Annotated in this window: 38 protein-coding genes and 1 pseudogene; 20 read left to right on the top strand and 19 right to left on the bottom strand. The window is 40.1% G+C overall.

Annotation, left to right across the window (positions count from 1 at the left end):
- Positions 1-47: 47 nt before the first annotated feature.
- Positions 48-302: a helix-turn-helix transcriptional regulator gene (locus PHR02_RS07855; protein WP_299891182.1), complete on the top strand. Its 255-nt coding sequence runs from the start codon at positions 48-50 to the stop codon at positions 300-302.
- A gap of 8 nt (positions 303-310) precedes the next feature.
- Here PHR02_RS07855 and PHR02_RS07860 read toward each other — a convergent pair whose 3' ends face one another.
- From PHR02_RS07860 to PHR02_RS07895, 8 genes are all read right to left on the bottom strand, one after another.
- On the bottom strand, positions 311-634 hold the full coding sequence (locus PHR02_RS07860; RefSeq protein WP_299990841.1) for a hypothetical protein: 324 nt from the start codon (positions 632-634) through the stop codon (positions 311-313).
- Positions 635-732: 98 nt separating this feature from the next.
- Positions 733-1,062 (bottom strand): hypothetical protein, encoded by a 330-nt coding sequence (locus PHR02_RS07865; RefSeq protein WP_299990843.1) that lies wholly within the window; start codon positions 1,060-1,062, stop codon positions 733-735.
- Between the two features lie 57 nt (positions 1,063-1,119).
- Complete coding sequence (locus tag PHR02_RS07870) at positions 1,120-1,299, bottom strand: hypothetical protein (RefSeq protein WP_299990845.1); 180 nt, start codon at positions 1,297-1,299, stop codon at positions 1,120-1,122.
- Between the two features lie 10 nt (positions 1,300-1,309).
- Positions 1,310-1,531, bottom strand: coding sequence for a WGR domain-containing protein (locus PHR02_RS07875; protein ID WP_299990846.1), 222 nt, complete (start codon positions 1,529-1,531; stop codon positions 1,310-1,312).
- A complete protein-coding gene (locus PHR02_RS07880; RefSeq protein ID WP_299990848.1) occupies positions 1,500-1,715 on the bottom strand; it encodes a hypothetical protein in 216 nt (71 codons plus the stop codon). The genes PHR02_RS07875 and PHR02_RS07880 overlap by 32 nt, the downstream gene beginning before the upstream one ends.
- Entirely contained in the window at positions 1,702-2,106 is a 405-nt protein-coding gene (locus PHR02_RS07885; protein WP_299990850.1) for a hypothetical protein, read from the bottom strand. Before PHR02_RS07885 ends, PHR02_RS07880 begins: the two co-directional genes overlap by 14 nt.
- On the bottom strand, positions 2,099-2,578 hold the full coding sequence (locus PHR02_RS07890; protein WP_299990852.1) for a hypothetical protein: 480 nt from the start codon (positions 2,576-2,578) through the stop codon (positions 2,099-2,101). The genes PHR02_RS07885 and PHR02_RS07890 overlap by 8 nt, the downstream gene beginning before the upstream one ends.
- The gene (locus PHR02_RS07895) at positions 2,565-2,921 is read right to left on the bottom strand and encodes a hypothetical protein (RefSeq protein ID WP_299990853.1); all 357 of its coding nucleotides are present in this window, start codon (positions 2,919-2,921) and stop codon (positions 2,565-2,567) included. The genes PHR02_RS07890 and PHR02_RS07895 overlap by 14 nt, the downstream gene beginning before the upstream one ends.
- 161 nt (positions 2,922-3,082) lie before the next feature.
- Between PHR02_RS07895 and PHR02_RS07900 the strand changes: the two genes are divergently transcribed.
- Entirely contained in the window at positions 3,083-3,241 is a 159-nt protein-coding gene (locus PHR02_RS07900) for a hypothetical protein (RefSeq protein ID WP_299990855.1), read from the top strand.
- A gap of 70 nt (positions 3,242-3,311) precedes the next feature.
- Here PHR02_RS07900 and PHR02_RS07905 read toward each other — a convergent pair whose 3' ends face one another.
- A complete protein-coding gene (locus PHR02_RS07905) occupies positions 3,312-4,190 on the bottom strand; it encodes a radical SAM protein (protein WP_299990857.1) in 879 nt (292 codons plus the stop codon).
- Positions 4,191-4,305: 115 nt separating this feature from the next.
- On the opposite strand from PHR02_RS07905, the gene PHR02_RS07910 reads away from it, so the two are divergent.
- Entirely contained in the window at positions 4,306-4,596 is a 291-nt protein-coding gene (locus PHR02_RS07910; RefSeq protein ID WP_299892112.1) for a c-type cytochrome, read from the top strand.
- A gap of 125 nt (positions 4,597-4,721) precedes the next feature.
- Positions 4,722-5,003: an HU family DNA-binding protein gene (locus PHR02_RS07915; RefSeq protein ID WP_299892109.1), complete on the top strand. Its 282-nt coding sequence runs from the start codon at positions 4,722-4,724 to the stop codon at positions 5,001-5,003.
- Positions 5,004-5,678: 675 nt separating this feature from the next.
- On the opposite strand, the gene PHR02_RS07920 is transcribed toward PHR02_RS07915, so the two are convergent.
- Both PHR02_RS07920 and PHR02_RS07925 read right to left on the bottom strand, forming a co-directional pair.
- A complete protein-coding gene (locus PHR02_RS07920; RefSeq protein WP_299990859.1) occupies positions 5,679-6,542 on the bottom strand; it encodes a RepB family plasmid replication initiator protein in 864 nt (287 codons plus the stop codon).
- Positions 6,543-7,754, bottom strand: a complete 1,212-nt coding sequence (locus PHR02_RS07925) for an AAA family ATPase (protein ID WP_299990861.1) — start codon at positions 7,752-7,754, stop codon at positions 6,543-6,545.
- Between the two features lie 123 nt (positions 7,755-7,877).
- Between PHR02_RS07925 and PHR02_RS07930 the strand changes: the two genes are divergently transcribed.
- The 6 genes from PHR02_RS07930 to PHR02_RS07955 all read left to right on the top strand — a co-directional run bounded on the left by PHR02_RS07930 (position 7,878) and on the right by PHR02_RS07955 (position 11,735).
- Positions 7,878-8,537: a ParA family protein gene (locus tag PHR02_RS07930; protein WP_299990863.1), complete on the top strand. Its 660-nt coding sequence runs from the start codon at positions 7,878-7,880 to the stop codon at positions 8,535-8,537.
- Positions 8,518-9,336 (top strand): ParB/RepB/Spo0J family partition protein, encoded by an 819-nt coding sequence (locus tag PHR02_RS07935; protein ID WP_299990865.1) that lies wholly within the window; start codon positions 8,518-8,520, stop codon positions 9,334-9,336. The genes PHR02_RS07930 and PHR02_RS07935 overlap by 20 nt, the downstream gene beginning before the upstream one ends.
- Before the next feature lie 155 nt (positions 9,337-9,491).
- Complete coding sequence (locus PHR02_RS07940) at positions 9,492-10,850, top strand: ATP-binding protein (RefSeq protein WP_299990867.1); 1,359 nt, start codon at positions 9,492-9,494, stop codon at positions 10,848-10,850.
- 112 nt (positions 10,851-10,962) lie between these two features.
- Positions 10,963-11,178 (top strand): hypothetical protein, encoded by a 216-nt coding sequence (locus PHR02_RS07945; RefSeq protein WP_299990869.1) that lies wholly within the window; start codon positions 10,963-10,965, stop codon positions 11,176-11,178.
- 87 nt (positions 11,179-11,265) lie between these two features.
- On the top strand, positions 11,266-11,487 hold the full coding sequence (locus PHR02_RS07950; RefSeq protein ID WP_299990871.1) for a hypothetical protein: 222 nt from the start codon (positions 11,266-11,268) through the stop codon (positions 11,485-11,487).
- A 14-nt stretch (positions 11,488-11,501) separates the two neighbouring features.
- Positions 11,502-11,735, top strand: a complete 234-nt coding sequence (locus PHR02_RS07955) for a hypothetical protein (protein WP_299892082.1) — start codon at positions 11,502-11,504, stop codon at positions 11,733-11,735.
- Between the two features lie 18 nt (positions 11,736-11,753).
- On the opposite strand, the gene PHR02_RS07960 is transcribed toward PHR02_RS07955, so the two are convergent.
- Positions 11,754-12,446, bottom strand: coding sequence for a MerR family transcriptional regulator (locus tag PHR02_RS07960; RefSeq protein WP_299990873.1), 693 nt, complete (start codon positions 12,444-12,446; stop codon positions 11,754-11,756).
- Positions 12,447-12,565: 119 nt separating this feature from the next.
- Here PHR02_RS07960 and PHR02_RS07965 point away from each other — a divergent pair, with 119 nt between their 5' ends.
- Genes PHR02_RS07965 through PHR02_RS07975 form a run of 3 tightly spaced genes read left to right on the top strand, consistent with a single transcriptional unit; the run spans position 12,566 to position 14,390 of the window.
- Positions 12,566-13,372, top strand: coding sequence for a peptide deformylase (locus PHR02_RS07965; protein WP_299990874.1), 807 nt, complete (start codon positions 12,566-12,568; stop codon positions 13,370-13,372).
- Between the two features lie 35 nt (positions 13,373-13,407).
- Entirely contained in the window at positions 13,408-13,938 is a 531-nt protein-coding gene (locus PHR02_RS07970) for a carboxymuconolactone decarboxylase family protein (protein ID WP_299990876.1), read from the top strand.
- A 2-nt stretch (positions 13,939-13,940) separates the two neighbouring features.
- Positions 13,941-14,390 (top strand): DsrE family protein, encoded by a 450-nt coding sequence (locus PHR02_RS07975; protein ID WP_299990878.1) that lies wholly within the window; start codon positions 13,941-13,943, stop codon positions 14,388-14,390.
- Positions 14,391-14,480: 90 nt separating this feature from the next.
- On the opposite strand, the gene PHR02_RS07980 is transcribed toward PHR02_RS07975, so the two are convergent.
- From PHR02_RS07980 to PHR02_RS07990, 3 genes are all read right to left on the bottom strand, one after another.
- Positions 14,481-14,921 (bottom strand): DUF3293 domain-containing protein, encoded by a 441-nt coding sequence (locus PHR02_RS07980; RefSeq protein WP_299990880.1) that lies wholly within the window; start codon positions 14,919-14,921, stop codon positions 14,481-14,483.
- Positions 14,922-14,969: 48 nt separating this feature from the next.
- Complete coding sequence (locus PHR02_RS07985; protein ID WP_299990882.1) at positions 14,970-15,152, bottom strand: hypothetical protein; 183 nt, start codon at positions 15,150-15,152, stop codon at positions 14,970-14,972.
- A 164-nt stretch (positions 15,153-15,316) separates the two neighbouring features.
- Positions 15,317-15,454 carry a hypothetical protein gene (locus PHR02_RS07990; protein WP_299990884.1) on the bottom strand — a complete coding sequence of 46 codons (138 nt, stop codon included), beginning with the start codon at positions 15,452-15,454 and terminating at the stop codon, positions 15,317-15,319.
- A 32-nt stretch (positions 15,455-15,486) separates the two neighbouring features.
- Here PHR02_RS07990 and PHR02_RS07995 point away from each other — a divergent pair, with 32 nt between their 5' ends.
- Together PHR02_RS07995 and PHR02_RS08000 are read left to right on the top strand one after the other, a co-directional pair.
- On the top strand, positions 15,487-17,538 hold the full coding sequence (locus tag PHR02_RS07995; protein WP_299990886.1) for a 2-isopropylmalate synthase: 2,052 nt from the start codon (positions 15,487-15,489) through the stop codon (positions 17,536-17,538).
- A complete protein-coding gene (locus PHR02_RS08000) occupies positions 17,539-17,895 on the top strand; it encodes a nuclear transport factor 2 family protein (protein WP_299990888.1) in 357 nt (118 codons plus the stop codon).
- A 326-nt stretch (positions 17,896-18,221) separates the two neighbouring features.
- On the opposite strand, the gene PHR02_RS08005 is transcribed toward PHR02_RS08000, so the two are convergent.
- From PHR02_RS08005 to PHR02_RS08020, 4 genes are all read right to left on the bottom strand, one after another.
- Complete coding sequence (locus tag PHR02_RS08005) at positions 18,222-19,313, bottom strand: hypothetical protein (protein ID WP_299990890.1); 1,092 nt, start codon at positions 19,311-19,313, stop codon at positions 18,222-18,224.
- A gap of 42 nt (positions 19,314-19,355) precedes the next feature.
- Positions 19,356-20,144 carry a hypothetical protein gene (locus PHR02_RS08010; protein WP_299990892.1) on the bottom strand — a complete coding sequence of 263 codons (789 nt, stop codon included), beginning with the start codon at positions 20,142-20,144 and terminating at the stop codon, positions 19,356-19,358.
- A 101-nt stretch (positions 20,145-20,245) separates the two neighbouring features.
- A complete protein-coding gene (locus tag PHR02_RS08015) occupies positions 20,246-20,680 on the bottom strand; it encodes a hypothetical protein (protein WP_299990894.1) in 435 nt (144 codons plus the stop codon).
- Between the two features lie 62 nt (positions 20,681-20,742).
- Entirely contained in the window at positions 20,743-22,122 is a 1,380-nt protein-coding gene (locus PHR02_RS08020; protein WP_299990896.1) for a PLP-dependent aminotransferase family protein, read from the bottom strand.
- A gap of 89 nt (positions 22,123-22,211) precedes the next feature.
- On the opposite strand from PHR02_RS08020, the gene PHR02_RS08025 reads away from it, so the two are divergent.
- From PHR02_RS08025 to PHR02_RS08045, 5 genes and pseudogenes are all read left to right on the top strand, one after another.
- Positions 22,212-22,826, top strand: coding sequence for a pyridoxamine 5'-phosphate oxidase family protein (locus PHR02_RS08025; protein ID WP_299990897.1), 615 nt, complete (start codon positions 22,212-22,214; stop codon positions 22,824-22,826).
- A complete protein-coding gene (locus PHR02_RS08030; RefSeq protein ID WP_299990899.1) occupies positions 22,826-23,305 on the top strand; it encodes a GNAT family N-acetyltransferase in 480 nt (159 codons plus the stop codon). Before PHR02_RS08025 ends, PHR02_RS08030 begins: the two co-directional genes overlap by 1 nt.
- Position 23,306: 1 nt before the next feature.
- A complete protein-coding gene (locus PHR02_RS08035; RefSeq protein ID WP_299990901.1) occupies positions 23,307-23,879 on the top strand; it encodes a transglutaminase family protein in 573 nt (190 codons plus the stop codon).
- A 1-nt stretch (position 23,880) separates the two neighbouring features.
- Positions 23,881-24,306: a DUF3995 domain-containing protein gene (locus PHR02_RS08040; protein WP_299990903.1), complete on the top strand. Its 426-nt coding sequence runs from the start codon at positions 23,881-23,883 to the stop codon at positions 24,304-24,306.
- Positions 24,303-24,618 (top strand): annotated as a pseudogene (locus tag PHR02_RS08045) (GNAT family N-acetyltransferase); the annotation flags it as partial. The gene PHR02_RS08040 and the pseudogene PHR02_RS08045, both read left to right, overlap by 4 nt.

Here is a 24,618-nt window from a genome sequence, read left to right on the forward strand (position 1 = left end):
AACATAAGTACACTCTAAATAGTAATTACTAATTATTTGGAGCCGCATTGAGAACACTGGAAGATCTTACCCAAGAGGATGTTGATGAGCTGTATCGACGTATCGGAAGAAACGTCAAAGCGCTTCGTGAGCACCATGGTTTGACTCAGCTTGATCTCTCATTTGCGATGAATCTCAAATCCCCCGGTCTTATCTCTCAGAGTGAGCTCTATCTTGATAAACAGCACTTTAATATCAAGCACCTCTATCAGATCGCCCATATTCTCGAATGCGACATCACTGATTTTTTTAAAGTCGATTGATTCTCATCTCAAGCGATAGAACGCTGAAAGTGAGACCTCTTTGGGGTGGAGTGTTTTTTACGTTCCCCTTGGCGATAAATAGAGTATTCACTGCTTTTTTCATCATTGCACGCGGTGAGCATTAGCAATACCGCTTCATCCTCAGTGTTGGTTGTGTTTGTAAAAATATAGCTGTGCCCTAGATAGAGATAACGGACACAACCATTCTCCAGCACAAAAGACTTACCACCCCGTATAATCGACTCGGCATAACGCTCTGCCGTGGGTTTGGATTTAATGCCGAACCGTTTTTTTAGCCGCTTTAATGCATGGTTAGTGAGGACAATAGTCATCTTATCCTCCGTAGGTGCTCATGACCAGTGCATACAGAGCACTGGAACCAAACACGATCACATCGATTAGGAGCAATACTCCGGCAATACGTTTGGCTTTAGTCATCATGACCATATCCTCCAAAACTACTTCCATGGTCACTAAAACCATGACTGCTGCCACAGTGGTGCATATCAAACCCATAAGGGTTACCGCAGACATCAACACACCCCATCATAGGCAAACCGGTAGCGGGATTAATCTCTATCCCTTGATATTTTTGGTGATATCCAAACGAATTGTCGCTCTGTGTGAAGAGATCGAAATTGTGGATAAAGCTGTGGTTGTTCTGCTTCCACGTCTTCGTAGGAGATAATGACGCTTTGTAGTTTAGGAGCATGCGAATAAACAGATAGACCAGTGCGATCAATACTAATAGTTTTAGCATCTTTATTCCTTTGTTGTTTCATTGTTGTGTGAATCTTTCTATATTGTGCCGGAGCGTTTAAAACCGCTCCAACAGATTTCTCACCCACGGAGTCTCTCTATGGGTGAGGAGATAGCACAGCAGAGCTCCCAGCAGCACACCGACAATACTTTGCAGATAATCGGTGAGAATCTGAGCTCTCCATGCCAATACAAGTGCGGGGAGGTAAAATCCTCCCCAGATGATGAGCCGTTTCATGTTTGCTCTTTTATCGATAGCCCTTGCGGGTTTTTAGCTCTAGTAGCTTCTCATAGGCTCTGTGTGCATCGAACCGGTTCGAATAGACCTCTGTTATGGTTCGGGTTGCTTTTGCACGCAGGAGGCTTCCGTACGTGCGGATGAGCAGACTCTCTCCAAAGAGGTTATCGATCAGTTCGATACGGTAGTATCGCAAGCGGTTATTGACCGCTCTGCTCAGGGTTGTTTTCATAAGGGTGATTATAGGTTTTATTCAAACGTTTCCCGATCAAGCCGGCGATACCGATAAAGACCAGTGATAGCGCTGCGATTAAAACCGCTTGACCGCTTTCAGCTGAAGGGGTTTTCATCCAATACCCGGATGCGATACCGCAGCCGATTGCAATGATCAAATAAAGTGTTTTAGAATCTTTCATGATCTTCTCCTTTTTTTCTAATAGGCAGTACAACAGCAAAAAGGGTATCGTTGTAACCGATCCCTATTTTTTCGAGTTCACCGGAGGAAAGTTTTTCCATTACTGCTTCGATATTGGCTGCAAACTCATCGTACGCATAAATCTCGCTTCGTGTATAGGTTTCGGGGATATCTTCGACAAAGTCCATCCACTCTTTTAGCTCAGGATCGGAGCTGTAGTCTTTGGCAGCCAAGTCTGCTCCGCGTACCCATTTTTCTGTCTCTTCGCGCTCTTGGTTGATTTTTTCCAATTGCGCAGCATTGCTCTTTACTTTTACATTTCTCATGTATAGAGCATACGTCAACACAGCAATCAGAACAATAGTCGTAATCCATACGAATATATTACACATTTTTCTCTCCTTGATCAATAGGCTCTTTTTTCTTCCCATAAGATCGAAACAACACTATTGTCATTATGATCAGCCACAACGTAAAAAGAGCCAGTGCTGCCATCAACCACTCAGTAGCGATACCCGCCGGTATCTCTTTTGAGGGGACTTCGCACAGATCTTCCAATAGATCAATCCCTTGATCGGCTTTAAACGCATAGTGCTCTCGTACCTCCCATCCATTAGAGCGGGAGATCAACACAGGTTTGGCATGCTCATCACGGCAGATAATCTCTTGGCCTTGAGTGAACTGATTTTCAAAGAAGGCAACACGTTCGCTTCTGGAACAAATATCATTGCCCCAATAGAGCATCACTAAAAGGATATTTCCAATCCCTATCCACACGAACCGTCGCTCAAACATCCCTGCAAGAATGATAAAAAGGACAATAAAGGCAGAAACCCCGATCATCTGAAAATCAAAGGTGCTCATTCTCTCCCCCTTGTTTTTCCATCAATTGCAATTTCAGCTTCAACTCCTCAATTTGAAGCATCTTTAGACGCTGATGCTCGATTAACACAATGACACTGTCAAGTTCAACTTCTCGAAGATGCTCGCTCACTTCCCCTTTGAGTTTGGCGTAGTGTGGAGCGTTCCAAACACTCTCCTCTCCTCCAAATATAATTCGCTCCATCTCATCGCCTCTAGTGTTAAACGCAATACGCTCATCGATGAGGGCGATGAGTTTTTGGTTGCCAAGCGGTTTTTGTCGTCTAAGGGTATAAAGGATCAACCCTACACTTGCGATACACAATCCAACTATTAGTACACTCATTACAAAATTCATACTATTTCTCCGTTCTTTTAAAGGAAGAGCAATCAAAGATCACTCTTCACAACATGACTTCGTTTTATCCGAAATCAGACATCAGAAGATCCTCCTCTGATTGGGCCTTTTTTTACAATTCGACAGTGGCAAAAATCTGATCAGGATCTTTGGCTGTAAGTGAAAAGAGTGCGTTAGTCTTACACGGCTCTTTTCCAAAAGGTGAGAACGTTCTCGGTCGCGACTGGGGAAATTTTAGCAGTGAATCAGGGGAAATTCAAGAGGTTTTTATTTTCGAAAAATATCAAGAAGAAGGATGTTTAATCTAAGAATTTATTTTTTGGATTTGTCAATATTCTACTTTCTATTTTTCCCCTCTTCTCTCCAAAATCATCAACATTAAAATCCTCGAAACCATTTGGGAATCAAAGCGCCCTCCCCTACCCTCAAGGCATCATCAATTTGAGCCATTAACTTTTTAGAGTCTTTTGGCAAGGTACCGGAGAGATGCAGTGCATTGGAGGCATGGTTAGACCTGAAGATGATTTTTTGCGGTGGATTGATGAGGGAAAGCAATTCGCGCTGTTCGTGCAGAATCTGTAGGTCATTTAATGGAGTAAAGGAATCAAATGCTTTTAGGAATCGTTCCTTTGCACCCTCTTCCAATCCTAGCTGCAAGGTAGAGAGATAGGTTATCGGTGTGGCGTTAATCAATTTGGCCGTATCATGAATATGCTCTCGGGTATATTCTATCCCCCCTATTCCCAGTATCACGGTTGCAGAGATCTTGATATTAGCCTGATAAGCACGATGGAGTGCTTCTATAATCTGATCCGCATTAACCCCTTTATCGATATTATTCAGCAGTTCATCATTCCCCGTCTCGATCCCAAAGTACGCCAGACTTAGCCCCACTGCTCTAAGCTCTTTTAGCTCATCAACACTTTTTTCCAAAAAGTTCTGCGCCGTAGCATAGAGCGATACACGTGTGAGTCTTGGAAACGAGGTTTTTAGTAAACGTAACAACTTTGCGAGATGATCCGTTTGAAGTGCGAGTGCATCTCCATCGGCTAAGAACACTTTATTCGCGTTCGGATACGCGTGTGCAAGGGCTTCAACCTCCTGCTGTACCTCATTGAATGGACGTATTGTATAGCGTTTGGTTTTGTACATGGTGCAAAAGCTGCATCGGTTGTGACTGCATCCGAGTGTTGCTTGGATGATTATATTGTCGGCTTCAGCCGGGGGACGGTAGAGAGGGAAGGAATAATCAATCATGGCATGATTGTTACGTTTAATTGCTTGCGCTTTACTTTCACGATGGCTCCACGATCTTTTTTTATACTTCTCCTATATAAAAAGAGAACCTTTAGATTCTCACAGGAGGATGATTATGAAAACGTTACTTGCCCTTTTAACACTCACTGCAATTCTAGGTGCGGCAGATGGATCTGCCCTTTATAGCAAATGCGCTGCATGCCATGGAACCAAAGGCGAAAAGGCCGCTCTAGGCAAATCAGAAGTGATTGCAGGATGGAGTTCAGCTAAAACCCTCGATGCCCTTAAAGCCTATAAAGCAGGTACTCGTAATACCAAAGGTATGGGTGCTATCATGAAAGGTCAGACTGCAGCTCTTAATGACGCCGATATGAAAACACTTTCTGAGTATATCGCTAAACTCTAGGGGAGAAGTCCCCTCCCCTGCTTCTATTATTTCACTTATAATCACAATCAATCGATTTCAAAAATTTCCTTTCCCCTCTTTAGCATGCTATAATCGCGCCTTCAAATTATTGACCAAGGACACTCATGAATAAAGCACAATTTGTAGAACTCGTACAAAAACATGGAGAATACTCTTCAAAAGCTGCAGCCGACGCGGCTATCGATGCAGTTACTGCTGCTATCACTGAAGCATTAAGTGCTAAAGAAGATGTAGCACTTCCGGGATTCGGATCATTCAAAACAGCTACTCAAGCTGCTAAAGAAGGAAAAGTTCCAGGTACAGATAAGACCTACAGCAAACCTGCAACAACTGTCGCTAAATTCGCTGCAAGCTCTGTTCTCAAAGAAAAAGTAGCCGGGAAATAATTCCTGGTTACAAAATAAAAATTTTCATCACTTACCTTTTCGTTTTCACTCTCATTTATTTTCCCTAAAAACTGCAAATAAAGTCTCTTAAATCCAACAATATAGGGATTTTCTAAGAGTATTTTTCATCTACACCTGCGCGGGTTTAGATTTATTTTTTTATATAACTATGCTGTAATTACGAAGTCATATTGTGAATTTTTTGCTAGTAACTCTCTAAAGCGAAGTCATATTGTGAATTTTGTATCAAATTCTCCTACTGACATCCTCCCTTCACTCAAAAAGCGAAGTCATATTGTGAAGTATTTATATTCTTTGGTTTCATCCATTGAATATTGTTACTATTTTTATGATTTAGCCTATTACATGCACAATTTGACTACGTTTTGGATCACATTGGTATTATTATCCGCATATAGAAATGCGAATAGTAAGAAAAAACGAAGTCATATTGTGAAGAAATATATATTTGACCTATAGTCGCGAAGTCATTTAATACATCTTACGAAGTCATATACTACTTTGGCGAAGTCATTTAGTGACAAAACGAAGTCATATACCTCATAAAACGAAGTCATATTGTGAAGCTCTATAGGTATTTATAGATATTTATAGAATAAATAGATATCTATAGGTGAACGGGAGAGATCAAGGGTCTTTACCCCTTGACTCACCCTATTCCTCAGAAAGACCTGGAAGTTCTTTTGTTTTATTTGGAGTACTCATAAAGGTAATGCTATTGTCGAAAGAAGCTTTACGGTAAATCAATTTTGTTTTTGGCTCATAAGTGATTCCATAATCTTTCAAAAGTTCAGCACTATCTCGGATCTCTTTGATAGCCGTTTGTTTTGTACGGATGGATTCCATTGGAAACCCAATGGTTTGGAGAAGATTATCGATACTCATAGTACTTGCTTGTGCATGTGTCCAAAAGAAGCGGATAACCGCTCGAAGGAGAGCACTTTTAACTTTTAGAAGTTTTGGTAATTCTTTAGTGTAATTAACGGTAAGCTGATCTTCGAAATATTTTCGATATTCAGGTGTGATGACGATACCAAAACTTTTATGCTTTGTACTGTAGGCAAAAGAGCTAATAATGTTGAAACTATAGAAGTCTTCACCATCAGTCGTTCGAAACTCGATAGCAGTTGTTTGGATTTCGTCGAGTTTATCTTTGAGCCATTTAGTATTGCGCGATGTTGTCCCACTGTAAGATTTGAGAATATCAGAGGTAGAAAAATAAATAGCGATGGCTCCTCCATCGAGTTCTTTAATCTCTTTTGCCCCTGCAAAAAGACAATCCAATAAATCCCTATGAGTTTGAGTGAGAATATTACCTTTGATGACGGTTTTACCCCAGCTGGTTTCTATATAGCGTTTCTTTTGATTTTCAATGAATTGTGTGTAGGTTTTAGAGGTAGAACTAATTTTTTCAATTGGGGCAAAAACACCTGTTCGTAGTTCGCTAACTGTAGCATTCGAGTTTTCGAATTTTTTAACTATATCAAATTCTTTGAAAATTAGTTGTTGCTTTTCCATTTAGAAATCCTTCATGAACGATTGGGGGTCTATTTTTGTTTCGGGAAAAATCTGTCGTGAAACATATTTGCCTCCCAAAAGTTTTGCAGCGCCATAGTTATCTTTGGTGAGAGAGATTTTTCGTAAATGACTACGAGTTTCATCAACTTCTCCTTTTTTATCAGTAACAACACTGACTTCATAGACTAAGCGTACCGCATCGGTAAACGCACTCGCACCACGTGCTTGAGTGGTGTTCTTTGTACTATGATGGATAAAGATAATTGTTTTATTCTCTTTTGCAGCCCATTCGGTAAATAGTTGCATGAATTTTCGAGCATGTGCATTGTTGTTTTCATCTGCTCCGAAGAAGGCGATAAGCGGGTCAAGGATAATCAGATCATAAATAGAAAGACTTTTTTTGAAATCGCTAAAAAAAGCATTGACTTCGACTCCCCTACCCTGTTCTATCAATACTTGGATTGTGGGACTGTTACTAATTGCCATTCTACCCTTGAAGTATTCCAAAGGCTTGGCGACTATTGAAGAAGCAATTTTTTCAGAACGATGAGCGGTTAATCCAATCGGGTCTTCAGATAACCATGCAAATGTTTTACTTGTTGGTGATTCAATGAGGTATCGCATCATAAGCTGTAAAACCATCCAACTTTTGCCACTTCCTCCCGGAGCAGAAATGAGAGAAACGGTTTTTTTAGGAAAAGGTAGCCACTCTTTACAAATAAAATCAGCCTCTTCCGCTTTAAGTGAAACAATATCATGTGTTTCAAACAATTCTACTCGGTGGGTTTGTCTGAAATTTTCAAACTTTTCTAGGGTCTTTGAGAGCAAAGCTGTAGAAGCAATAGACTCATTATGAAGGTCATGATTGAATGAATGAATAAGAGAAGTTAACTGACGTTTGTTGCTTAACTCACCCAAGGAGTCTATGTAAGGTCGAATAGTTGCAACAGGAGTTGCAGTGAGAATTAAGACCAGTTCATTCTCAACAAGATGACCATTTTTTTTCAAAGTATTGTTGATCATCCCCTCTTCTACTGGTACACCGTTAGAATGAAGATTCAAAATAGTTTTTAAAATAACTTGGTGAGATTCATGAAAACAGAGTTCTTGTGAATTAAGCTGATGAAAAAAATCATTAATTAAATTTGGTTCAAATATCAAACTTGCCAGCAAAGTACGTTCGAGATCAATATCGTATAACTGGTGAGTCATCAACTTCCTTTGCTATTGTATGAGATATTTTAGCATACTTTGCTTCAACTCACAAAAATACTAACAACACTAACACTAGGGCATGATTTTTGCTATACTAAGGCAAATAGATTGGGATGTAAGATGATTATTACAATATCGCACCAAAAGGGCGGTGTAGGGAAATCCACCCTCGCCTATAACATAGCATTAGAATTAGCACGAAAGAATAACGTTGAAGTTATAGACTTGGATGTTCAGCAAACCGTAACTGCCTATAATCAAATTCGAGAAGAGATGGGTCAGACACCTTTGCCTGTTCATATTTTCACTACAGCAGAAGAACTCGAAAACTATTTTGAATCTATGGACGATGAGACAATCGTAATTGTAGATTCGGGAGGATTTGACTCAAGTCTTAACCGTTTTGCTATTTTAGTGAGTGATTTCATCATTACTCCGGTATCGAGTGAATTTACAGAGATTTTAGGACTGCAAAAGTATGAGAGTATCTTGCGTGAATTGTCAGAACAATCAGGTGTGAGCATTGTTACGAATGTTGTTCTTAACAAAACCAATCCAAATCAGAAAAAATTTGATGAAGTAAACGCGTTTATCAACAGTTCTAAACATTTCAGCCTGATGGATTCAATGATGCGCAGACGCGTTGACTTTGCAAATAGTGTTGCTTATGGATTCAGTGTTAGAGAATTAGACAAAAAATCGGAATCGACAAAAGAGTTAAAAGAGTTTGTAAAAGAGATTAAACGTAAGGTAGGGATAAATGACAAGAAAAAAGATTGATTACTCATTAGCAAAGAAAATCTCACAAAATGCAGCTTTAACAGAGCAGATCCAAGCCGTCGAAAAAAATCCTGATGTTGTAATCGAAATCCCTCTTTCTAAACTACAAGCTAATCCTTATCAACCTCGTATAGAAATGGAACCCATTGCACTTAAAGAGCTTGCGGACTCTATAGAACAAAATGGTCTTTTACAACCTATTGTTGTCAGCAAGGATAATGAGGTATTGACTATTATTGCTGGGCATAGACGTTTTGAAGCGCATAAGCTGCTTGAAAAAGAGTTTATTAAAGCGGTGGTTATGGACAAAGTTGTGCATGCACAACTGGCACTTTTACCTCTGGTCGAAAATCTACAACGAAGTGAAATGAACCCTATTGAAAATGCGATTGCATTTAAGAAGATTCTTGAAGATAAAATCGTAGAAACTCAAAATGATTTGGCAGAAGCTATTGGAGTGTCAAAAAGTTGGCTATCTAAAACCTTATCTGTTCTCCGACTCCCCTCTTCTCTTCTTGATCAAATCAAAGCAGATAGGTACAGTGATATTACAGTTTTATCCTCTCTCAACAAAGTAAATAGTGATCTTATAGAAAAGCTTTATTCGCAAATTAAGACCCTTTCACGAACCGATGCGTTGGAGGCCATAAAAAAAGCGTTATCTAAACCAACAAAAACTAAAGATCGAGTAGAAGTGTCTAAAAATAAAATTCTCATTAATACGTTAGGATTAGAAGCTGATAAAAAAGAAAAAGTTGAATCTTTGATTAATCAAATTAAAGAGCTCATTGGAGAATAAATAGGAGAGTTGTGCATGCACAACTTTAGTATTTATTTTAACATATTTCTCGACGATCACTGTAGGATAAGTATTACAAGGGAATGTGGTAATTAAATATAAAATGAGTGATAAAATTCTAATATCCAAACAAACGCTTCATATATGGGAATGTAATGCTGCTTAAAAACGAAAGCCAAAACGTTGAATTCAAAGAGAGCTGGCATGATAAATACCTAGAATGGGTATGCGGATTTGCAAACGCTCACGGCGGCACTATCTATATCGGCATTGATGACAATGGAGTGGTAGTCGGTCTCAGTGATACCAAGAAACTGCTCGAAGATATTCCCAATAAAATTCGTAACCATTTAGGGATCATGGCGGAAGTTAATCTGAAAGAAGAAGATACTGGTCACTATATCGAAATCATCATTCCCCCTTACGATGTAGCCGTATCGCTTCGCGGTCATTACTATTATCGAAGCGGCAGTACAAAAACGGAATATACCGGTGCGGCACTCAATGAATTTTTGCTCAAAAAAGCGGGTAAAACGTGGGATAACGCGATCGAGCCGTTGGCTACCTTAGAAGATATTGACGTCCCCAGCCTCAATCGCTTTATCACGGAAGCAGAAGGAAAAGGGCGTTTGCCCGATGTGAGTGGTCTTTCGACATTTCAGATTCTTGAAAAACTCCGTCTTGCCGATGAAAAAGGGATAAAACGTGCCGCTATCATACTCTTTGGCAAAGATCCCGGTAAGTTTTATCCAAATCTCACGGTGAAGTTAGGACGTTTTGGAATCAATGATGCCAATCTGCGTTTTCAGGAGAATGAAGAGGGGAATCTCGTTCAACTGCTGCATGAAGTTCCCAATCAGCTCAATCGTAAATTTTTGATCAAGCCGATAGAGTTTGAAGGGTTACAGAGAATTGAAAAAGGAGAATACCCAGTAGCGGCTCTACGAGAGATGTTGCTCAATGCACTAGTCCATCGTAACTATATGGGAAGCATGACACAAATCCGAATCTATGATCAAAAGATTAGTATTTGGAACGAAGGGATACTCCCGGAAGGAATGAGTCTGGATGCGCTGAGACGTCAGCACCCGTCCCGTCCACGTAATCCCATCATCGCCGATGTTTGTTTCAAAGCAGGATATATCGACTCCTGGGGACGGGGTACGATCAAAATCATCGAAGCATGTCAGGAAGCGGGATTACTGGATGTGCAAATGGTTGAAGAAGACGGCGGCTTTTTAGTCACGATATTCAAATCAGGGGTAGAGTCAGGGGTAGAGTCAGGGGTAGAGTCAGGGGTAGAGTCGGATATGACGACACAAATTATTCATCTTCTAGAACAAGGACCTTTATCGAAGTCTCAAATCGCGCAGAAACTCGGTAAAGATAAACCTACACGCTATCTTAATGATCTGATGAATAAATTGCTTGATAGTGAAATAGTGCAACACACTATCCCCGATAAACCCCATAGTCGATTACAAAAATATCGATTAGTAAAGACTTCGGAGTAGTTTATTTTGCAAAATCGCTATAGCGGTGATATCGGAGACTTCGGAAAGTTTCTCCTCCTGAAACACCTTTTTCCCATAGAATCCATCGCCACCATTTGGTATCTTTACCCTGATGAGACCCACAACAATGATGGAAGCCAAAGTAAAATTCGAGAGGCTGTATGAGGGGAGGGCGGTGGTAACCATCATCCGTCACAATCCGGTACAGGCAAGGTTTTACATCGTTCTCTCCAAACAAACTGAGATTTTAGAGTCTCTACGATCATTGGAAGATCGTATGTATGGTCCCAGAGCGTTTTTTAGCCTCCTTAGAGCGATGAATGAATAATAAACACTAGGTGCAATAAAACGCTGCTGAGGCTTAGAGGTATGTTATCATTGCGCTAATGATAAACATCCATAAGAGAGGAATACTATGCAGCAACCTTTTATGGCGTATGAGAACGACACGGACGGATTCACTATCGGTAATCTCCTTATTCAAAACGGTACCGACACCATTAGGATTGAGGGAACCCTCAACATCACTAAAGACAAAGAGGGACTCGAAGCGGCGCTCAAACTCAAACGGGCTGTCGATGCTGCTATCGATGCGCTCAAACGTGATCGTAATCTCCCTGATAGCCTTCGAGACTAAGGTGAGAACAGAAAATGGAAGAGATAGAAGAATTACAACTTCATTCCCAGATTAAAACCGAAGCAGCCAAAGGGCGCACCTATGGTGAGTGTGTCATGGATGAGATATCCAGTATCAAAATGATTGATGGGGAGTTTCGTACTACACTGCACATTAAAGAGAAACCAAAACGGCTAGGTCGTGAAGATGCTTTGATCTATTACACTCAAAAACTTCGACGTACATGGGAGAGCATTGGAAACTCATAAATGGTTGGCGCTTGAACTTTAAGAGAGGTTCTGGTTCTTTTGAAGTTCATCTTGTAAAACTTTGAGTAGTTCTTTATGGGTATAACGACTGAAAAGATAAGACTTGGCATTAAAAAGTGTCTCAAACATGATTTTCCAAAGGGTTGAAAAGGTTTCATCCGTTCGTTTTTTGCAAAGCTGCTGTTGCAGTTGACATTCCAAATTGGCGAGTAGTTTTGCTTGTATGACGTATTCTTTGAGTAAAGCGTATTCAAGACCAATATCGATGTAGTCTTCAATCAAACGAATGAGTGAAGCTTCTTTATCGGTAAAATCATCCTCCCCTGTGGGAACCAAGATTCCGTCTTTTAAAAGTTGATCCAGCAATGCAGGATCAATATCGAAAGAATCGGTAAACTCTTTTTTTGTGTAATGTTTTGCTGTTGGTGGGATAGCACTTAGCGTTTCCATAAGAGGAGCAAGCATCGAAAAAGAACTGGCCATCGATTGGTTTTTATTTTGTAAAATCCCTTTGATCTCCTCGATGGAACTTCCCATTTCCTGCTGCATGTATTTTATATACTTGATTAATTCAACGTGTTCTTCACTGTAGCAGTGGACATTCGATTTGATTTTGATTGCTTCTGGAAGCAATCCCTCTTTGATGTAATATAAAATAGTTGATTTTGGAACATGGGTAAGTGCTACTAATTCTGAGATCTTGTAATCCACAAAACATCCTTGATTAATACGAATAAAAGAATTATACCTTATAATGCAAAACGTAAAGCGTTACTTAACACTTATTGTTTATCGGCTTTAACCTATTTTGTTAAACTCAAGGCTCTTGAATGGTTCAACCTTTGCTAAAATATCCAGATTCGCGAATCCGTCTGATTTCAGCCAATGTTCGCTTTTTTAACGAGGAGTTACTTCAATGGGTCAACGATATGGTTGATACAATGAAGGCAAACGATTTGGAGGCATTGAGTGCCATTATGATCGGTATCCAATATAGCGTTATCGTGATTAAAGAGGGGGATGAATACTTTCCATTTATTAATGCACGTCTGATCAAATGCAGTGGACAAACGACACAAACGGAACGAAGTCTTTATTATGATGGGATAAGCGTCGATGTTGATCGATTTGAAAATGTAACGGTTGTTTTTGAAAATGAAAAAGGTGAGCCGCAATACAAAGATCTCTGCGGCGATTTGGCACGTGTTTTTCAACACCATCTTGATTATTGTTTCGGAAGTACTTTTGTGGATCGCGTTGATAAAGAGATGAAACAACGCATTAACGATCATCTTGAATTTGGTCTTATAGCTAACGGCAGTGCCTGCCCAATGGTATTTGTTCGCGATTATTTCAAACGCGGAGCTAAATATGTGATGAGCATCATTACCGTGAGTTTTATTATTCCGTTTTTTATTTCAGACGAGTTGCGCCAAATCCTCTATCAAATCGATTTTTATCTCCTTTTACTCGTACCGCTTTTGATGATTGCTTATTTTTTCTATGCCTTTTATGAGTCTAGAATCTATAAACAGTGTACAAGTTGCCAATTAGGCAATATTGTCGGCACAACGGCGATCATGTCATTGCAGCTGATCATCGTCGCTCTTGGTGTATTTTTCTGGATTGCACCGTAGTATTCAATCAATTCAATCACATAAAAAGGAAAACAATGGCCCATATAGCATTACCCGAATTTGGGGAGATGTCTCCCACTATCCAAGAAAAAGCACGCCCGATATTAGAAAAAACGGGTAAACTCGGTGAGATTTTTAAACTGTTGGCCTTGGATGAAAATATCTATTTAGCTACGGATGGGATGGTACAGCGTTTTTTATTGAATGAAACGCATCTCTCCTATGATACCAAAGAGTCAATTGCTCTTTTGATCTCAAAAGAAAACGGCTGTAAAATGTGCGTCGACGTCCATAAAGGGATCGCTAAAATGCTCGGACTCTCCGAACAGCGGATCGAAGAGGTGTTAGAGGGAGTAGAGTCCATCACGACGAGCAATGCCGAAAAAGCACTTCTTAATTTCTGTATCAAAGCATCGAAAAAAGAGAACTATAAAATTCTCAAAGAAGAGATCGATGCGCTTAAAGCGCTTGGATACACCGATGTTCAAATATTCGAAGCAGTAGCGATTACCGGTTATTTCAACTACATCAATACCCTCTCCAATGTTTTCGCATTGGGGGAATAAATATGTTGAAATATCTAGCCTTGTTATGGTGTGTATCAGCGGCCGTTTTAAATGCTCAAGAATACAAGGCTGTATTCGATTGCAGTTCTGATGATGCCCGTTATATTCATAGCCGCATCTCATTGATTGAAAAAACTCTGCAGCTTATAGAAGAGCAAGGGGATAAGGCAACTTTTGCCATTACCGTACATGGCGGATGTTTTCCGATAGTTTTAGGAAATTATGATGAGTTTGTCGCTAATGAAGAGATTCAATACATTCAAAAAGCTCAGGAGACGATGAAACGTCTTTCAGAAGAAAAGAATGTGGAAATTGTTGCGTGTGCCATGTCTTTGAAGGCAAACGATGTTGACACAAAAGAGGTGCTTCCCTATATCCGGCTTTCAAAAGACAGCTTTATTGACACAATCGGATATCAGAACAAAGGGTATGGGATTATGACCTTTAAATAAAAAAGAGTTTAATGATTTTATTCTTGTTGAAACAATTATTTCTATTAGTCGAAAATTTAATCTAGAAGTCACTGAAAGATATATAGAGTTTCATGCGTCTATTGCCTGGTGTCTAAAATCGTTCGTTAAGCTCAAAGATCTTTCGGTTACTATATGGGATGTCTCTACTTCATAGTAACCGACAGTATTGTTTCCGCGATAGAAAATGGCGTATTGCTCAAAAGCTTTAGCTAATTCAATCGCCTCTTCAAACGTGATCTCATAAATACAATAACTCTCTTCGCTATGTTCCTCCAAATACCCCAATGCTTCATCAAACGGATGACCATACTCTAAAAGCTTCTCAAAGAGCTCTTCGTTACGCGTTGTGTTTTCCTCAAGACTTAGTGGTTGATTGTTTGGATTCCATGCGGTGAGAATGGCAAAGGGCGCATTAAAGGGTGCGTAAGTAGGTAGGGTGTCAATGGTAAAATCGATCTCTTCGCCGTTGTGAGAGATTCTAAAATGGGTGTTATCGTAAATTTCTTTCATGCAATCAGTATAGCATCAAGATGGCTTGAGCTTAGCTGAATGCTAAAATCAAGCCTTGATGTCAAGATTCTGACCTATTCCGGTCAGCTCGGCAGCTAGTGATGCGTTTGAATCTTGAGGAACGGGGGCACTCTCAAGCAATTTCATAATCCCTTGATCTTGCGTGTGAATCGCTTTTTTCAAAGCGTACATCTGCGGTCCCATTCCACCTTGTGAATTGATTGGATCCATTAGTTATCCTCCTTTTGGAGTTAGAGATATATCGGCAAATATTTTGATAACCATTAAAAAAAGATCCATTCGAATACAACAGGGTTGCATTCTCAATTATTTACAGATACAATTTCAACAATACATACAAAGGAGAGACCATGAAAAGTCATACTATGCCTATTTCACAACCCATTACGGATAACCGTATCGCGAGCCTCTCTCTCCTCCTGCTGAACCTGCTGTAATTTCCACTTTTTCAATTTCTTTTTTTTAATTTTTAGTTTTGCCGCATCGGGCGTAATACGTCCATATGTCAGCATTTTTTCATTGTTAACTATATGAGGATATCTCTATGCACACGCATACAAAATATACGCCGTATCCAACGGTAAAATTGGATAAAAGAGAGTGGGCAGATAAATCTGCCACAGTTGCCCCGCGATGGGTCAGTACCGATTTACGTGATGGGAATCAAGCGTTAGCAAACCCTATGGGAATAGAACAAAAGGTTGCCTATTTTAAAGCGTTGGTTGAGTTCGGGTTCAAAGAGATTGAGGTTGCCTATCCCAGCGCGTCACAGACGGAGTTTGATTTTTGCCGTCGATTGATCGAAGAGGGGTTGATTCCTGAAGATGTCACTATCGGAGTCCTTGTCCCCTCTATAGAGCGTCATATCGTTCGCAGTTTCGAGGCATTACAAGGAGCGAAGCGGATCACGATGCATTTGTACAATCCGACCGCATCGAATCAGCGCAGTGTCGTCTTTCGCCGAAGTCGTGAGCAGATCATTGAGTTGGCGTTAGAGGGGGTGGCATGTATCAAACGTGAAGCACAGAGCTTTTGCGGGGAAGTAGTATTTGAGTATTCGCCGGAGAGCTTTTCGCAAACCGAGTTGGATTTTGCCCGTGATATTTCCAATGCGGTGATTAGCGCGTGGGAACCGACGCGGGAGCATCCGATGATTTTGAACCTTCCCAACACCTTGGAAGCGTGTTCGCCGAACATCTATGCCGACCGTATCGAGTGGATGTCCAAGCATATAAAAAATCGTGAGAGCGTCATCATCAGTATCCATCCTCACAATGACCGAGGATGCGCGGTTGCGAGTGCAGAGTTGGCGGTATTGGCAGGTGCTCAGAGAGTGGAGGGGACGATCCTTGGAAACGGTGAGAGGGCAGGGAATGTCGATTTGATCGCATTGGCGTTCAACTATTTTTCGCAGGGGATCGATCCGTGTTTGAGAGTAGACAAAGTCGATGCGATATTAAGCCGTATCACGAGTATCACAGGTATGAGTGTTGCCGAACGTCATCCGTATGTGGGTTCTATGATCTACATGGCATTTTCAGGTACCCACCAAGATGCCATCAAAAAAGGGATAGAACATCATAGAGAACAAAGTAATCCACGATGGGAAGTACCGTACTTGGCGATCGATCCGCGCGACATCGGAAGAGAGTACAAAGACTCTATCCGTATCAACTCCCAATCGGGCAAAGGGGGAGTGGCGTATGTGTTAAAAGAGATATACGGTATCGATGTCCCCAACGATATGCAGACAAAGCTTGCCGACGAGGTAAAACGGATTTCGCAAAAACGAGGCGGTGAGATCAGCAGTGACGAGGTGCTTGGAATATATGAGGGGATGATGAAACGGAATGAAAATAGTTGGAATGCGCAGGAATACAATAAACATGCGTCATTTGTCTCGAACTTGGCATTACCCGTCGTTGACTTGCTTGCTCCGATAGAGGGAGAAGAAATCTTGGATTTAGGATGCGGTGAGGGGACGTTGGCACTTGAAATCCAAAAGAGCGGTGCGAAAGTAACGGGAGTTGATTTGAGTCACGAGATGGTCAAAAATGCACGTGCCAAAGGGATTGATGCTATGGTCATGAGCGCGAGCGAGTTGGAGTTTAAAAACCGATTTGATGCGGTCTTTTCCAATGCGGTGCTTCATTGGGTCAAGGAGAGTGAAACCGCTGTTAAAAACATCCATGATGCCTTAAAGCCAAATGGGAGATTTGTCGCAGAGTTTGGAGGGGCAGGTAATTGTAAAACCGCCGTCGATGCGATGAAAGAGGTATTTAAAAATCACCCTGAATTTGGAGTGTTTGATGATCCGTGGTATTTTCCGAGTATAGAAGAGTATCGTACCCTCTTGGAGTCTTGCGGTTTTAGAGTAGAATACATCGAGTTAATTCCTCGACCGACCCCAGTGGATGATATTGCCAACTGGCTTGATCTTTTTGCCAACGGGGTAACGGCGCATTTGAGTCGCGAAGAGTTTAGTGTGTTTAAAGAGGAAGTTAGTAGGATTACAAAACCGAAGTTGTGCGATGAAAACGACGGTTGGCATGTTGATTATGTCAGATTGAGAGTTAAAGCAGTGAAAGGAAAATAAATGATTGATACAGTATTTGCAGAGCGTTTCGCCCATGAGTGGGTCGAGGCGTGGAATAGCCATAATTTAGAAGCAATTTTATCCCATTACACCGAAGATTTCGAGATGAGTTCGCCGTTTATTATCGCGTTTAGCCCTGAATCGGGCGGGACGCTAAGAGGCAAAGAAGCGGTAGGTGCTTATTGGGCGGCGGCATTGGAGAAATTTAGCGATCTACATTTCGTACTGGATAGCGTATTTGTTGGAGCGGATTCGATAGCCCTCACGTATACGTCGGTGTTGGATAAAAAGGCGGTAGAGGTTTTCTTTTTCGATGAGAGTGGTAAGGTAGTGAAAGCGGTGGCGCATTATTGTTGAGGTATCCAAAGAGTATTTGGAGGCTATAGGTATCACCTGACCCCTTTATTGCTTTATCGTTATCGTAACATTTAACGCCTGACCCGTATGTTGTATGTTGGAATTACGATCCCAATATTTATTTTCGGCATATGCGTAGAGAGTTAGTGAAAATTGACCCGTCGAGGGAGATGCAGTTTAAAACAAGTGAGAGGGTATATGTATTACCTAACACTTAACTTTATTTCTTTATTTTTGACCCTTATATTTATATTTAAAATCTCCTTGATGCATAACATTTAAAATGAGCAATCAGTGGCCCGCTTGGCTCCTCTACTTGTTATGTACTAATTAAAATTCATTAATGTTCCGATAAAAACTAATAAAAAACCAAACAATCTTATTGTACTTGTTGGCTTAAGAAATATTATTATTTTCATCAAGAAGTGTATCGGAAAAAAAAGAAGAACAAGTATGCTTTTTAAAATCAATTTTACAATGATATAAGGCATTGCTAAACACAAAAAAAGGATATATGCAATTTTTCTATTGTCGGATTCTTCTCTATAAATTCGTGCTAATATCCTTAATATTGCACTAAACATTAAAATATCTACAAAATAGTACCCGCATTGTTCAAAAAATATAATCAGATTTGAGTTATACATTATTAAAAGTATGAAAGCATATCCTGAAGTCAATAAAGCTTTGAGCTTTCCATACTCTACTATTGGTGATAAATATGAAACAGCATTAAAAAAAAATAATAAAGAAATATAATTTACCGTTGTTTGATCAATTTCAAAATATTTTAAAAATAATAAAAGAACCAGTGTTACATTGAGAGGTACTAAAATTACATCCAATAGTTCGTATTTAGTGTTGCGCGTGTGTAATAACATATGTGCTTTTATACTTTGGATATATGAACTCTCATAGTATTTTAATACATTCTTTAGTTTATTATCAAACGAAACTAACTTTGTTTGATTAAAAAAAATATCGAATGCCGCAAAAACTGAGCCAACAAGAATTAACATATTAACAGTATTGGAGTACTGGAAAATCTCAAGTAATAGTGAATAAATTAAATCTTTAGCATTAAAGAATAATACTGGCAATAAAAGCATGAAAGGGGAACTAAGTATGAAAAATGCTTCAAGTGAACTTGGTGTTGTTCCTTTATAATTTATCATACGTTGGTCTAAAAAATAGTCTTCTTTGAGCATTTCCTTGTAGTGTAATTTCATTACATCATTATTAAAATCATATAAGTTGAAAATTTCTTCTATATATTCCTCTTTTTCTTTTTTTGAAAATGATTGAAAATATGCTTGTTGAAATAAGAAATCTACGACAACAAAATCAAAATTGGTTTTTATTGTCTGGGGAAGATTAAGACCTACTTTTTTCTCAAAACTTTTTTTTTCTTTAGACACCTAATATTTCCTATCTCTGTACATAACGTTTAAAATGAGCAATCAAGAATCCTCAGGCAGATTCCTGAGTAGCTTCTCTGATTTATTTGCATTTATTACTCTATATTCCTTGTCTCCAAGAGTAAAAATAGTTTCATCACATACTTTCATCAATTCAATTGCAAGATTGAATGGTTTAGGTTTGTCTTCTGGTAGAAATGACGCATAAATATCGATTCCTCCATAAAATCTCATATGAACCATATAAATTCCATGTTCGTCAGGGGCTGTAAATTGATAATAAAAAATATCTTGATTGGCACCATATATTGGCAAATCTTTTAAATCAATTGCTGCACGATCTTTTAAAAATTGTACAAAAGCATGATTGCTTTCATCTTCATTATGCAGATAACCAAGAAGAATTTTCACCTCACCCTTGAAACGCTTTTTTAAATGATGACAATGAAGTCCATAAGCTATGTGTTCAAAGCAGTTAATTAACCTTTTATGATCTGGTGTTCCCCATATTATTTCAAGAAATTTATTGTCTCTTTCCAGGTAATAATGGTTTCTTTTTTTAAATGCTTTATCTAATAATCTATTTGAAGTTCTTTTAATTGCACGATTTACCTTTGTAAATTTATGTAAGTATCCTATAGAGTTATTACCAAATATTCCAGCTATGCTAACCATCAAAAATTCATCATCATCGCTTTTAGAACTATTGTGTATTTCACAGCTAGGTACGGTTATAAGATCTTTTCTATAATCTTCCTCAACATCTTTTTGTTCAGGAAATAAATTTTTTGGTGGCACATGTTCGTATGAAATGGCATTTCTATCGCACATGTAGCATTTGATTGTATTTTGCAAATTTTCTCCGACCTTATTGTGTATTGCACTCTTTTGTTATCAATTATAAAGCGACGTATAGTAGTTCCATCCGTTTGTTAGTCTTTATTGTCATCATATACGATAGTGACAGCGTTTTGTGATATCCAGTCTTTCGAGTCTTCCGGAATCCAAGTTACTAGAACAATTGCCTTTCCATTGTGGCAGGTTTTTTCTATCACTTGAATAGTGTCTTTAGAACCCCATAAAGCTAAATATACATTGGCATATGTGTAATTCTTAAGAGTATTTGCCGAACATAAGCTGATTGTCTTCCCATTTTCTATTGCAAGTGTTCTATTTTTGATTAATTTTTTCGATAGTTCTTCACCAAGTACTGTAGTTAGCATGGAATGGTTAACATTTTGAAGCATAGGAACTACAATAACTCCATTCCCATACTTTTGACAAAGTTCTAAAAAATTTATAAGTCCAACTCGTGTACCTTCAATATTGTCACCATTAGATTTAACTAAATATCTTTCACGATTCATAATAGTTCCTTTTTTAGGCCAATTATTTATTCATACCCAAAATATTACAAATTGACATATTTTTACATATTATATATTGTTTTTCTTAAAACAATTTCCGCAAACGCTCTAACCGCAGGTTCGATTTCCTCCATCTCGAATCCGCCGAATCCCATCCGTATCGCCTCCCATCCGATCAAGGAACAATCGTTTGTATAATAGAGTTTGAGTCCCGCATTTTCAGCTCTTTCACGTAAGAGGTTTAAATCTATCGAAATTGTTGGGCGGATATTGATGCAAAGACCTCCACCCTCGCTCACAATCTCTATTTGATCTCCCAAATATTTGATGAGAGCGTGTTTCATAAGATCGTGCTTTTTACGGTTTAGATTGCGTATCTTTCTCAGATGCCGTTCCCAATGACCCTCTTGTAAAAACAGTTCTAATGTCTTTTGTGTTGTGAGGCTGACACGGGAAAAATGGCCGTGAAAAGCTTTGTATTGGTCTATTAATCGATGAGGAAGGACTATATAGCCGACCCGTAGAGCAGGGGAGAGGGCTTTTGAAAACGTCCCAATGTATATTACTCGATCATCGGTGTCGAGTCCTTGAAGTGAGGGGATAGGGCGGGAGCGGTAGGTGAGTTCGCTGTCGTAGTCGTCCTCGATGATATAGCTGTTGTTCTCTTTTGCCCATGTAAGGAGTTTTAGACGGTTGGTGATGGGCATCGCGGCACCAGTAGGGTATTGGTGCGATGGGGTGATATAGACTGCATTGGCCTGAGAACGAATTAGATCATCGATACACAACCCGTTTTCATCCACTGCTATAGGAGAAACGTGATAGCCGAATCGTTCAAATACAGTACGGGGAACGGCATATCCCGGATCTTCGATTGCGAAATGCGGATGAGTGTCTCGAAGAAGATCGGCTAAAATATTTATGGAATCGACGAATGCTCCACCGATCACTATTCGAGAAGCGTCACAGACAACACCGCGTGAGAGTGTGAGATAACGGGCGATCTCAACTCTAAGACTGTACTCTCCTTGTCCATCAGGATATCCTCCAAGATCGAGTGTTTCATCGACAGCTTTGCTCAACAGGCGTTTCCATAGCTTTAGGGGAAAGGAAGCTTTTGCTTGTCGTGCGGGGAAAAAATCGTAGAGATAGGATGCGGTTGGATTATTGTTAATAGCAATCGGTTCAGGCAGTATAAACGGTTGATAGTTTGCTTCGGCGACATAATAACCACTCTTGGGACGGCTCTCGATGTAGCCCTCCGCATAGAGTTGATTATAGGCGGATTCGACGGTATTTTTACTGATGCGGTACTCTTGGGATATTTTACGAATCGAGGGGAGTTTACTCCCGATGGCAAGAGTAGTTGTGATGTCGTGTTTGAGTGCTTCGTAGAGTTGGATGTGTAAAGGAATATCCGAATTTGCGTCGAGGATATACATAAACTGACCTCATGGTTATTAAATAATTTGTCACTTGTGCACAGTGCAGATTGGCGATATAGTATCACAAAATTTTTGAGGAAAACGATATGAGACGTGCAGAATTTGAAGTCACCGACCCGCAAGCTATCGAATTGGTATTAAGCGAATGTGAGTACGGTGTGTTATCACTTATGAGCCGTGATGAGCCTTACGGTGTAGCGGTCAATTTCGCGTATCGCGAGGGGGCGGTGTACTTTCATGGTAGCATTGAAGGACGAAAGGTCGAAGCGATAGGTGAAGGTTCGAAGGTAGCGTTTTTGGTTGTAAAACCTTATGCCTATATCCCGTCGTATTTTAGCGATACCAGTGCGGCATATCCCGCGACACAGTTTTTTACGTCGGTGCATATGAGCGGTGAAGCGATTCCTGTGAAAGATGAACGCGAAAAAGCATTCGGGTTGACTGCTCTGATGGAGAAAATGCAGCCTGAGGGAAAATACGATCACATTGATGCGGCAAACCCCATTTATACGAAAATGATGGAGCTAACGGGGGTATATAAAATCGTACCGAACGTGATGACGCTCAAAGTAAAAGCGGGGCAAAATTTACCGAAAGAGCGGTACGATACACTTATCAAACACATAGAAGCGCGAAACGGCTCTGTGGATAATGCAACGATTCAGTTGATGCGACAATTTCAGAAACAAGCGGATGTATAATGCAAAAAACTATTATTGGTCGAGCTATAAAAGATCAATCGGATGCTATAGCTATCTTAGTCGGCGAACTTTTACAAGAGATTATGGATCGAATCGGAATTGATGTATTCCATTTTGATCTTGATGAGACGAAAGCGCGTTTGGCAGAGTTTATCGAACAGGAAAAAAACTTCGTATTTGTCGCACAAGACAATGAAAACGGCGAATTAATCGGGTTTGTTACTGTGTATGAGGGATTTGCCCTTTATGCCGAGGGGGCTTTTGGAACGATGGCAGAGTTGTATGTTCGTCCATCGTGTCGTTCACATGGTATCGGTAAAATGTTGACCCAAGCGGTCAAAGATTTTGGCGATGAGAGAGGCTGGAAACGTCTCGAAGTTACTACGCCATCACTGCCACAGTTTAATGCGACTTTATCGTTTTACGAACGGGAAGGGTTTGAAATCTCCGGCGGGCGGAAGTTAAAGAGGGTTTTGTGAAATGGAAGAGTATTTAGTATCCACTGACATCATGGATTATACCCATCCATCCGTTGCGATAAAAGCACGTGAACTTGCACAAGGGTACAGTAGTGATACAGAGATTGCGAAACGCTGTTTCGAGTTTGTTCGTGACGCAATACGCCATACAGGGGATGCAGGGGAGGGGATCACGACTCTGCGTGCGAGTGAAGTGCTGGAACAAGCTCAAGGGTGGTGCTACGCCAAAAGTCACCTATTGGCTGCATTATTGCGCGCTAACGGTATTCCGACGGCACTATGCTATCAACGGCTGAGTTGTTCGGAATATGTCGAGGGTATTTATTGCCTGCACGGGCTGAATGCCGTGTGTCTCAAAGAGTTCGGGTGGTATCGAGTCGATGCGCGCGGAAACAAAGAGGGAGTAGATGCGCAGTTTAACCCGCCGCATGAAAAACTGGCATTTGAATTGGGAGAGAATGAATATGACTTACCCGATTTGTATGCCGAGCCTTTGCAAGTTGTCGTTGAAGCACTTAAAACCTATAAAAATTACGGTGAAATGGTCGGGCATTTTCCGGATATTGGAGAGTAATATGATTATTTTGGCCATTCTTGCTATTGTCGCGTTGAGTCTGATCGGATTGCTTCATTTTTATTGGGCATTGGGTGGGGTGATCGGCATGGATATCGCTGTACCGACAGAAAATGGAGCGCGATTAATTAATCCCGGAAAAATTGCGACAGTGATAGTAGGGATAGCTTTGTTCAGTTTTGCTTTTGTCGTCTATATGCTCTACTTTTATGATTTGTCTTCGTCATCCTATCGGGATTATTTTATCATTAGCGGGTGGGTTCTATCGGGGATATTTATGCTTAGAGGTGTCGGTGAGTTTAATGCGGTAGGATTGTTTAAAAAAATAAAATCATCCGAATTTGCCTATTATGATACCCGAGTATATACCCCGTTTGCATTATCTATGGGATTGGTTTTCGCACTTTTAGCGTATATGGCATCATGAACTCAATAAGTATCAAAAACAGCACTATAAGCGACATCGACGAGATTTTCAGACTCTATAAAATTGCCACCGATTTTCAAAAGTCGAAATTTTTCGTCCATTGGCCAGAGTTTAAACGGGCGTTGATAGAGACGGAGATAATGGAAAAGCGTCAATGGAAGATGATTATTGACGGAGAGATTGCCTGTATCTGGGCGACGACATTTAGCGATCCACAGATATGGGGAGAACGTGACCGCGATCCCGCACTCTATATCCACCGCATCGCAACTAACCCCGATTTTAGAGGGAACAATTTCGTAGCCCGAATCA

This window comes from Sulfuricurvum sp. (assembly GCF_028688295.1).
GTDB lineage: Bacteria > Campylobacterota > Campylobacteria > Campylobacterales > Sulfurimonadaceae > Sulfuricurvum.

Coding starts and splice junctions, on each gene's coding strand:
- PHR02_RS07860 (WP_299990841.1), bottom strand. CDS start 634: ATGACTATTGTCCTCACTAACCATGCATTAAAGCGGCTAAAAAAACGG.
- PHR02_RS07865 (WP_299990843.1), bottom strand. CDS start 1,062: ATGCTAAAACTATTAGTATTGATCGCACTGGTCTATCTGTTTATTCGC.
- PHR02_RS07870 (WP_299990845.1), bottom strand. CDS start 1,299: ATGAAACGGCTCATCATCTGGGGAGGATTTTACCTCCCCGCACTTGTA.
- PHR02_RS07875 (WP_299990846.1), bottom strand. CDS start 1,531: ATGAAAACAACCCTGAGCAGAGCGGTCAATAACCGCTTGCGATACTAC.
- PHR02_RS07880 (WP_299990848.1), bottom strand. CDS start 1,715: ATGAAAGATTCTAAAACACTTTATTTGATCATTGCAATCGGCTGCGGT.
- PHR02_RS07885 (WP_299990850.1), bottom strand. CDS start 2,106: ATGTGTAATATATTCGTATGGATTACGACTATTGTTCTGATTGCTGTG.
- PHR02_RS07890 (WP_299990852.1), bottom strand. CDS start 2,578: ATGAGCACCTTTGATTTTCAGATGATCGGGGTTTCTGCCTTTATTGTC.
- PHR02_RS07895 (WP_299990853.1), bottom strand. CDS start 2,921: ATGAGTGTACTAATAGTTGGATTGTGTATCGCAAGTGTAGGGTTGATC.
- PHR02_RS07905 (WP_299990857.1), bottom strand. CDS start 4,190: ATGATTGATTATTCCTTCCCTCTCTACCGTCCCCCGGCTGAAGCCGAC.
- PHR02_RS07910 (WP_299892112.1), top strand. CDS start 4,306: ATGAAAACGTTACTTGCCCTTTTAACACTCACTGCAATTCTAGGTGCG.
- PHR02_RS07915 (WP_299892109.1), top strand. CDS start 4,722: ATGAATAAAGCACAATTTGTAGAACTCGTACAAAAACATGGAGAATAC.
- PHR02_RS07920 (WP_299990859.1), bottom strand. CDS start 6,542: ATGGAAAAGCAACAACTAATTTTCAAAGAATTTGATATAGTTAAAAAA.
- PHR02_RS07925 (WP_299990861.1), bottom strand. CDS start 7,754: ATGACTCACCAGTTATACGATATTGATCTCGAACGTACTTTGCTGGCA.
- PHR02_RS07930 (WP_299990863.1), top strand. CDS start 7,878: ATGATTATTACAATATCGCACCAAAAGGGCGGTGTAGGGAAATCCACC.
- PHR02_RS07935 (WP_299990865.1), top strand. CDS start 8,518: ATGACAAGAAAAAAGATTGATTACTCATTAGCAAAGAAAATCTCACAA.
- PHR02_RS07940 (WP_299990867.1), top strand. CDS start 9,492: ATGCTGCTTAAAAACGAAAGCCAAAACGTTGAATTCAAAGAGAGCTGG.
- PHR02_RS07945 (WP_299990869.1), top strand. CDS start 10,963: ATGAGACCCACAACAATGATGGAAGCCAAAGTAAAATTCGAGAGGCTG.
- PHR02_RS07950 (WP_299990871.1), top strand. CDS start 11,266: ATGCAGCAACCTTTTATGGCGTATGAGAACGACACGGACGGATTCACT.
- PHR02_RS07955 (WP_299892082.1), top strand. CDS start 11,502: ATGGAAGAGATAGAAGAATTACAACTTCATTCCCAGATTAAAACCGAA.
- PHR02_RS07965 (WP_299990874.1), top strand. CDS start 12,566: ATGGTTCAACCTTTGCTAAAATATCCAGATTCGCGAATCCGTCTGATT.
- PHR02_RS07970 (WP_299990876.1), top strand. CDS start 13,408: ATGGCCCATATAGCATTACCCGAATTTGGGGAGATGTCTCCCACTATC.
- PHR02_RS07975 (WP_299990878.1), top strand. CDS start 13,941: ATGTTGAAATATCTAGCCTTGTTATGGTGTGTATCAGCGGCCGTTTTA.
- PHR02_RS07980 (WP_299990880.1), bottom strand. CDS start 14,921: ATGAAAGAAATTTACGATAACACCCATTTTAGAATCTCTCACAACGGC.
- PHR02_RS07985 (WP_299990882.1), bottom strand. CDS start 15,152: ATGGATCCAATCAATTCACAAGGTGGAATGGGACCGCAGATGTACGCT.
- PHR02_RS07990 (WP_299990884.1), bottom strand. CDS start 15,454: ATGCTGACATATGGACGTATTACGCCCGATGCGGCAAAACTAAAAATT.
- PHR02_RS07995 (WP_299990886.1), top strand. CDS start 15,487: ATGCACACGCATACAAAATATACGCCGTATCCAACGGTAAAATTGGAT.
- PHR02_RS08000 (WP_299990888.1), top strand. CDS start 17,539: ATGATTGATACAGTATTTGCAGAGCGTTTCGCCCATGAGTGGGTCGAG.
- PHR02_RS08010 (WP_299990892.1), bottom strand. CDS start 20,144: ATGTGCGATAGAAATGCCATTTCATACGAACATGTGCCACCAAAAAAT.
- PHR02_RS08015 (WP_299990894.1), bottom strand. CDS start 20,680: ATGAATCGTGAAAGATATTTAGTTAAATCTAATGGTGACAATATTGAA.
- PHR02_RS08020 (WP_299990896.1), bottom strand. CDS start 22,122: ATGTATATCCTCGACGCAAATTCGGATATTCCTTTACACATCCAACTC.
- PHR02_RS08025 (WP_299990897.1), top strand. CDS start 22,212: ATGAGACGTGCAGAATTTGAAGTCACCGACCCGCAAGCTATCGAATTG.
- PHR02_RS08030 (WP_299990899.1), top strand. CDS start 22,826: ATGCAAAAAACTATTATTGGTCGAGCTATAAAAGATCAATCGGATGCT.
- PHR02_RS08035 (WP_299990901.1), top strand. CDS start 23,307: ATGGAAGAGTATTTAGTATCCACTGACATCATGGATTATACCCATCCA.
- PHR02_RS08040 (WP_299990903.1), top strand. CDS start 23,881: ATGATTATTTTGGCCATTCTTGCTATTGTCGCGTTGAGTCTGATCGGA.